This window comes from Pseudomonas sp. HY2-MNA-CIBAN-0224, assembly GCF_040310285.1.
In the GTDB taxonomy this organism is placed as follows: domain Bacteria; phylum Pseudomonadota; class Gammaproteobacteria; order Pseudomonadales; family Pseudomonadaceae; genus Aquipseudomonas; species Aquipseudomonas helleri.
The window spans coordinates 1-357 of sequence record NZ_JBEOPQ010000255.1; the positions used below are offsets into that span (position 1 = coordinate 1).

Here is a 357-nt window from a genome sequence, read left to right on the forward strand (position 1 = left end):
TATTACATCCTTGCAGCTGCCTACACAACCAGTCGATATCGGTCGCGGTCACCTCTCCTGCCACCTTGCCAGAAATAGAGGAATCCAGTAATAGTAATTGCCAGTGCTCCGTCTCAATAACGTGTCGGCTGAGCAAACGCGCATCGGTCGGCTGGGCGACGAGTTCGCGCTGAAAAAACGGTAAATCGCAACCGATCTCATCAGTGACATCATGATTGCCCGCAATACAGGCAAAAGGGATATTGGTCGCTTGCAACACTTCAAAAATATGGTCGTAAATAGCGGGCCGTACTTGATTGACTAAGTCGCCAGTCACCACGATCAAGTCACAGCGGATATCTTCATTCAATGCTTGTT

1 protein-coding gene is annotated in these 357 nt (G+C 49.0%); it reads right to left on the reverse strand.

Annotated elements, in window-relative coordinates; genetic code table 11:
- Nucleotides 1-357: metallophosphoesterase (locus AAEZ03_RS26285; RefSeq protein WP_350582690.1), on the reverse strand; the 357-nt coding region annotated here is incomplete at both ends.